The organism is Nocardia sp. CY41 (assembly GCF_009829325.1).
Taxonomy (GTDB): domain Bacteria; phylum Actinomycetota; class Actinomycetes; order Mycobacteriales; family Mycobacteriaceae; genus Nocardia.
In genome coordinates this window covers 1-5,730 of record NZ_VUOS01000079.1, presented here as the reverse complement: position 1 = coordinate 5,730, position 5,730 = coordinate 1, and the positions used below count along the sequence as shown (strand labels likewise).

The window sequence follows — 5,730 nt, the reverse complement described above, 5'->3', positions numbered from 1 at the left end:
TTCAGGACGTGGATCGGGGGGTGGTGGGTGTGGGCTTGTAGTGGCGGCCGCTGATCGTGGTCGGCTGGTAGCGCACCCGCGGGTCGGGCACGATCGTGCGGTCGCGGGGGCCGGTGATCAGGGTGATCGGCCCGGTAGCGGTGATCATCACGCGAATGTTCTCCTCACCGTGGGTGGACGGGGCGGTGTCAGTCGCCGAGGGAGGTGATGTGCCCGAATTGGTGTTCGTAGTTGCTCATGGCTTCATCGAGCGTGCGCATCAACCGGAAGATCAACGCGGGCGGGAACTTCACCCGCGCGGTGACCTGCACCGGTTGGCGCATCACCGGTCCGTGCTGCCCCGCGGCGGCGGGTTCGGCGGGCAGATAGACCAGGAAGTCCAGGGTGAAGTCGGTGCGGTTGTACCAGCAGGTGAACCCGTTGGCATACACCCCCGCACTCCAGGCGTCGGGCACGATCACCTCGACATCTATGTCGCCCTCGGGCGGGCCGGGCGGGTTCGGGTCATCGCTCACGACCGCTCACCACCGGGCTGCGGGGTGGTGCCGGGCTGCGGTCGCGCCGGTTTCCCGATGCGCCGCCGCGCCGGCACCGTCCTCACAGAAGCCATCCTCGTCCCGGCCGGACCCCGGTCAGCGGCCTTCCAGCTGGCGGGCCTGCTGGCGGATCTGGTGCAGCTGCAGCTCCCACTGCCCGGCGCGGTCCTGGGCGCGGGTGGCCTGGTCCTCGGCCTGCTGGGCGAGCTGGGTGGCCTGATCGGCCTGATCGGCCGCCGAGGACGCGCGTTGCTGGGACTGGCCGGCTTCGCCTTGGGCCTGCTGGGCCTGGGCTTGGGCGCGGTCGGCCTCGCTTTGGGCCTGCTGGGCCTGATTCGACGCCAAGACCGCGGCCTGGCGGGCCTGCTGCGCCTGCTGATTGGCCTGGCTGGCGTTGTGCTGCGCGGTCTGCGCCTGGTTCTGCACCTGCCGGGCCTGGGTCTGGGCTTGACGCGCCAAGCCACTGGCTTGCATCGCGTACTGGCGCGCGCTCTGGGCCTCCTGGCGGGCTTCGTCCAGCCGCAGCCGCAGCATCTCCACCTCCCCACGCACATCCACCACATCCTGACGCTGACCCTGCGACGACCGGTTCTCCGTGCTCGTGTCCTGCGCTGCCATCTGAGTTCCCTTCCAAAAGTGTGGACGGTTGCATTTCCAACTGGGACGAACTCGCTCGACCGGCACATACTCCCATCACCACCACCGGTCATCAGCAACTTTGAAGCAATCGCCCGGAAATGCGGGCGAAACACGCCGCGGACCACTACTCGGCAGCCTGCGCACACCCACAGCTACCCAGGCAGATCCCGCATTCCCTCGCGAGTCGGTGAACTGTCCGGTGCCGGTAAGAATCGCGCTACGAGGCAATCGAGGCGCGATATGGCAACAAAGGTCAGCAAACACTCCGGTACTGGATACGTCGATAGCGCCAACTTGATTCAAGATCACACGATAGCCGTTTCACCTGGGGGTTTCTCTCCCCATATGCCCCGGGTGACGCCCTCCTCAACGGCACCCGCCTACCGCGATCGACCGTTGCCGCCGCGCTCGACACGCGTGGTCAGTAACGCCACGATCCGGGCCTGGGCCGACCCCACGGCAGCCAACTTGCCACGTATCTCGGCGAACTCGTTGTACACCTGGTCGAACTGCCCGCTCACACGCTCACCCGCATCGGCCAGAGCGGACATAACGGCTTGCCGGAAGTCGCGGATCTGTGTGCCCATCTCGGTCACCCCCCGCTGCGCGCCGCCGGCCAGCACTCGCGCCGCCGCGGCATCCTGCTCGACAGTGCGCAGCCGCTCGGCCAGCTCACCGACCCGCGCCTCCAGCGCAGCCAGACGAGCTTCCAAGCCCTCCGACGCCATACCCAGCAGCCTACGCACAGTGGTCGTGACGCCGCCGCGGCAACTCGGCTGCCGACACCACCACCGTGGCCGCGGCTGCCATGACCGGCCATGAGCAGGGTGGCTAGCGGCTCCCCCTGACCGGAACCGGGCGAGTCGGTGCGAGGTCGGTCAGTTGGGCAGCACCCACTCGCTGCCGCGGGTACGGTCCGCCAGCCGGTCACCCCGACCCGCTCGGGTCTGCGCGACGATCTCACCCAAGCGGTGGTGGCGGGCCTCGGCCAGAGCCGCGTTCCACAACACGGCGGCTTTGGCGGCTGTCATCGACTCCGGGTAGATGATCACGCCACGATTTCGATCCCACCGCAGCGACACCGCCGAACACGCCCGATCGACAGCGTCTTTGAACGCGCCCTCGATCAGGGGCTCGTCCCAGCGCTCGTCCCCGGCCAGCGGATACGCATCAGCATCCGGCGGCGCGGAGACGTAGTGGTCGGCCAGATGCGCCATCACCCAACCGGTCTCCCCGACAGCCTCCTCCACGTCCCATCCCTCGCGCAGCTCGGGCATGCCGCGGATCGTAGCCGCAGGCATCGACAACAACGGGCAGGGTGAACTCGACGCGCTCGGGCCGACAGCCGAGGCGGCCCACGCTCGGCACCGACACCACCGACCGGTCACCGCGTAGCCGACCTCGCAGCGACCGTCGCGCGCCGACAGCACACACCATTTCCACCCCCAGTGCGCAACCGGGGCATTTCGTCCGGCGAAATTCGCCGGGATCCGGGTTACACCTCCTGCACCTGCGTGGCCCGCAGTCGAGTGTTTCGTCCGGCGGAACTCGTAGCGTGGTCGATATGTACCTCGACGATCCTCCCAAGTACTGCCCGCAGTGCGCGTCGCTGATCGTGCACCCCCGCCGCGGCCGCCGCCGCCGATGGTGCTCGGATGACTGCCGACGACGCGGCAGCGAGCAAGGCATCCGCATCCGCGAAGTCGTGCTCGAGAAGGAAGTGCAGCGCCCGGAACGGATCTCGCTCGAACGGCAGATCGCGCGACTGCTGGAGGATCCCGACGCCACCGAACTGCTGCTGCGCACCCTCGCTCACCGCTGGCGCCACCACGGACCCGACACCGCCACGCGCCAGAAGCTCAAGCCGACAATCCTCGACCTGTGGCAGGCATTCCACGCCGACACCGACCCGGACGCGGCGCGGAATCCGCCGGCGAAACTCCCCACCGCCGCCGCCGAACACCGCGCCGCCGTCGAGCGGGTGTTGTCCTCACCGAAGTCGATCCGCACCGTCTTGATGCGTGTGCGCGACATGCTCGACGCCGGACAGTTCCCTGCCACCACAGCCGGTCCGGTGCACAACGGGATCGCCTACCTGTTCCGTCAGGACACCCCGCCGCGCCACCGCCAGTTCTACCGAGCACGCGGACACTGACCCCACTGCTGGCACTGGGCCGTGTGGTCCCGGTGGCAAGCGAGCGAAGCTCGTGCGGCAGCACCTCCCAAGGCGACCAGCACGCCCACCGCAGCGCACGCACCCTCCCAGCGGCCGCCGCCGTTCCTCCCCTGTTTCTCCCCGGAATCCGGTGCCATTGCTCAACATTCCGTCCCGCCCCGTCCCCGTTTTCTTGACCACCCTCGTCCAGGTACGCAGATCGAGGGTGGTCAAGAAAACGGCAGCCCGCGAACGTAGGGGACGGGGCGGGACGGAAACACCACAGCTCAGACCAGATCGGCCTCGCGACTGGAGTAGCGACCAAGGTAGCGACCAGACTCGCGATCAGGGTCGCGACCAGGGTAGCGACGGCTGCGCGAGGCTAGTCGCGACCCTAATCGCTACCCCTGGCTGTCCTTCGACGGCATTCGCCGCGCTCTGCCGGACCATCCGCGTGTTCGGTCGACGGCGCGCTGACACGGCTGACGCGGCGACCGAACCCCCTCCCCACCACCCCGCTCCCGGGTCTGGTCTCGAAGGTGTTTTCGTCCCGGCCCGAACCGGTTTCTCGACCACCCTTGATCCAGGTACTCCGCAGATCGAGGGTGGTCGGGAAATCGGGGAGCTTGCGGACGAAGGTGCGGGCCGGGACGGAACACCGCAGCTCACCGAGCTGCCCGGGGTGGATTAGCCCCTGGATTACCCCCTGGCCTAGGTCCTGGATTACCCCCTGGACCCAAACCCTGCGCTAATCCAGGGGCTAATCCAGGGGTGTCGCGTCCGAGGTCCTGCGGCCGGACCGGGCATCAGCGGTCCTGGAGCACCCTGCACCCCAAGGGAATCAGAGCCCCCGGCCCTGGTCGGGCTCGTGGTCGGGCCCGAGGTCGGGATGCGGTTCCGGCATGTGACGCTGCCAGGATTTGTCTTCCTGCGGGGATGTTCGCTGCTGCTTCGAGTTCTCCGGAGCGGATTCCATGTCGAGGTCGTAGCCGTAGCCATACGGATCGGGCCCGGTGTCTGTGCTCGGTGTGGTCCAGCCTTTGGATCGCTGCATGAACCGGGCGGCAAGCTCGGAGCGTGTCCGCGGCGCCTGTTGCTTGCGCGCTTTGTGCACACTCTCGGCCCGCTGGTCGGAGGTCATGCGACCGCGGTAGGTGTGCTCGGTTTCGACCTTCTCGAGTTCGTGTTCGAGGATGTGCAGCATCCGGGAGTCGGCGGTGAGCGCGGCCGCGTCGGCCTGGACGGCTTCACGCACCCGGCGCTGACATTGCGCCTGGTTGGCGTTGCGCAACACCTCAGCCCACTCCTCCTGCGGCACCCCGGTGTCCTCGGCCGCGGCGTCGGCAGCGCTGCGGGCGGCGTGGGCGGCCGGGGCGTGCTGGTCGATCTGCTCGCTCACCTCCGCGATCTGGGCCTCGAGACGGGCGCGGACCCGCGGACTCCACCGCGAGGTGTTGGCGTGCTCGCGTTCGAGCCGCTCACGTTCACGCTCCCGCGTGGCGTGCTCGCGTTCGAGCCGATCGGCCTCGTCGAGGGCCTGTTTCGCGGCCTTGATCGCGGCGGCCTGCTCGGTCAGGGTCTTGTTGTCCGCCCGCACCTGCGCGAGGAGCGGGCCGCCCAGCCGTCGCGCTTCGAGTTCCTGGCGCAGCGCCGCGATTTCGGCGCGGCGGTGCAGCAGCTCCCCGCCCAGCTGGTCGTCGTCCCACGTGCGCGGGGCGAGGTCGTGCCGCGCGTATGCGGACTCCAGGATCGAGGCCATGCGCAGGATCGCCCGCTCGTCCTCGGGCAACTCGGTGTAGAACGGCCGGGACAACCGGCGCGGAATCGGCTGAACATCCGGCGCAGTCAACGGTGCTTGGGCTCTGGCCTGGGCCTTGGACAGATCCGGCCGGGTACGCCGCGGTTCGGCCGGCGGTGCGGGAGTGGTGGTGTCGAGCAGGTTCTCGATGCGCCACGACAGGACCGCAGCCATGTCGTCGGCGGTGCCCAGCTCCCGCGCCCGCACCACGGTGGTGAGGTCTTCGATCGCGTCCCGGCCGCCGGATTCCAGCTCGGCCAGCCGAGACAACAGCGCGGGCCACGCCGGTGCCGTAGTCACATCCGGCACCAGAGCTTCCGCCGCGGCGGTGATCTCGTCGATCCGGTCAGCGCCGAGCAGCTGCTCGGCCTCGGTCACCGCATCTTCGCCGAGCACCTTCGCCACCCGCCGCGCCGTCGCCGACGTGAACACCTGGGCGGCGTCGCGGTCCCACGCGAATCGCCGGTCTTGAAGGTCCGCTTCCCACGCCCGGCGCACCGGATCCAGATGCCGCATCGACTGGTCGATATCGACCGCCCGCGAGATCTGCCACCGCGCCCGGTGGGCGCCTGCGATCCGGATCGCAATCGCGATCGCGATCA

At 68.9% G+C, this 5,730-nt stretch carries 7 protein-coding genes; 1 reads left to right on the top strand and 6 read right to left on the bottom strand.

Going from position 1 to position 5,730, the window contains the following annotated elements; translation table 11 throughout:
• Position 1: 1 nt before the first annotated feature.
• From GVY64_RS36390 to GVY64_RS36370, 5 genes are all read right to left on the bottom strand, one after another.
• Positions 2 to 151: a hypothetical protein gene (locus GVY64_RS36390; RefSeq protein WP_159851169.1), complete on the bottom strand. Its 150-nt coding sequence runs from the start codon at positions 149 to 151 to the stop codon at positions 2 to 4.
• A 37-nt stretch (positions 152 to 188) separates the two neighbouring features.
• Positions 189 to 515: a DUF3467 domain-containing protein gene (locus tag GVY64_RS36385; protein WP_159851167.1), complete on the bottom strand. Its 327-nt coding sequence runs from the start codon at positions 513 to 515 to the stop codon at positions 189 to 191.
• Positions 516 to 632: 117 nt separating this feature from the next.
• Entirely contained in the window at positions 633 to 1,154 is a 522-nt protein-coding gene (locus GVY64_RS36380; protein WP_159851165.1) for a hypothetical protein, read from the bottom strand.
• A gap of 401 nt (positions 1,155 to 1,555) precedes the next feature.
• A complete protein-coding gene (locus tag GVY64_RS36375) occupies positions 1,556 to 1,903 on the bottom strand; it encodes a permease (protein ID WP_159851162.1) in 348 nt (115 codons plus the stop codon).
• A 150-nt stretch (positions 1,904 to 2,053) separates the two neighbouring features.
• Positions 2,054 to 2,452, bottom strand: coding sequence for a hypothetical protein (locus GVY64_RS36370; RefSeq protein WP_159851160.1), 399 nt, complete (start codon positions 2,450 to 2,452; stop codon positions 2,054 to 2,056).
• A gap of 287 nt (positions 2,453 to 2,739) precedes the next feature.
• Here GVY64_RS36370 and GVY64_RS36365 point away from each other — a divergent pair, with 287 nt between their 5' ends.
• A complete protein-coding gene (locus tag GVY64_RS36365; RefSeq protein ID WP_159851158.1) occupies positions 2,740 to 3,330 on the top strand; it encodes a hypothetical protein in 591 nt (196 codons plus the stop codon).
• Positions 3,331 to 4,171: 841 nt separating this feature from the next.
• Here the strand turns inward: GVY64_RS36365 and GVY64_RS36360 are convergent.
• Positions 4,172 to 5,730 (bottom strand): hypothetical protein (locus GVY64_RS36360; RefSeq protein WP_159851156.1); only part of this gene is annotated, 1,559 nt, incomplete at its 5' end.

What these genes read in the sequence shown, in the direction of transcription:
- GVY64_RS36375 (WP_159851162.1), bottom strand. Translation starts at nt 1,903, where the DNA reads ATGGCGTCGGAGGGCTTGGAAGCTCGTCTGGCTGCGCTGGAGGCGCGG.
- GVY64_RS36380 (WP_159851165.1), bottom strand. Translation starts at nt 1,154, where the DNA reads ATGGCAGCGCAGGACACGAGCACGGAGAACCGGTCGTCGCAGGGTCAG.
- GVY64_RS36370 (WP_159851160.1), bottom strand. Translation starts at nt 2,452, where the DNA reads ATGCCCGAGCTGCGCGAGGGATGGGACGTGGAGGAGGCTGTCGGGGAG.
- GVY64_RS36365 (WP_159851158.1), top strand. Translation starts at nt 2,740, where the DNA reads ATGTACCTCGACGATCCTCCCAAGTACTGCCCGCAGTGCGCGTCGCTG.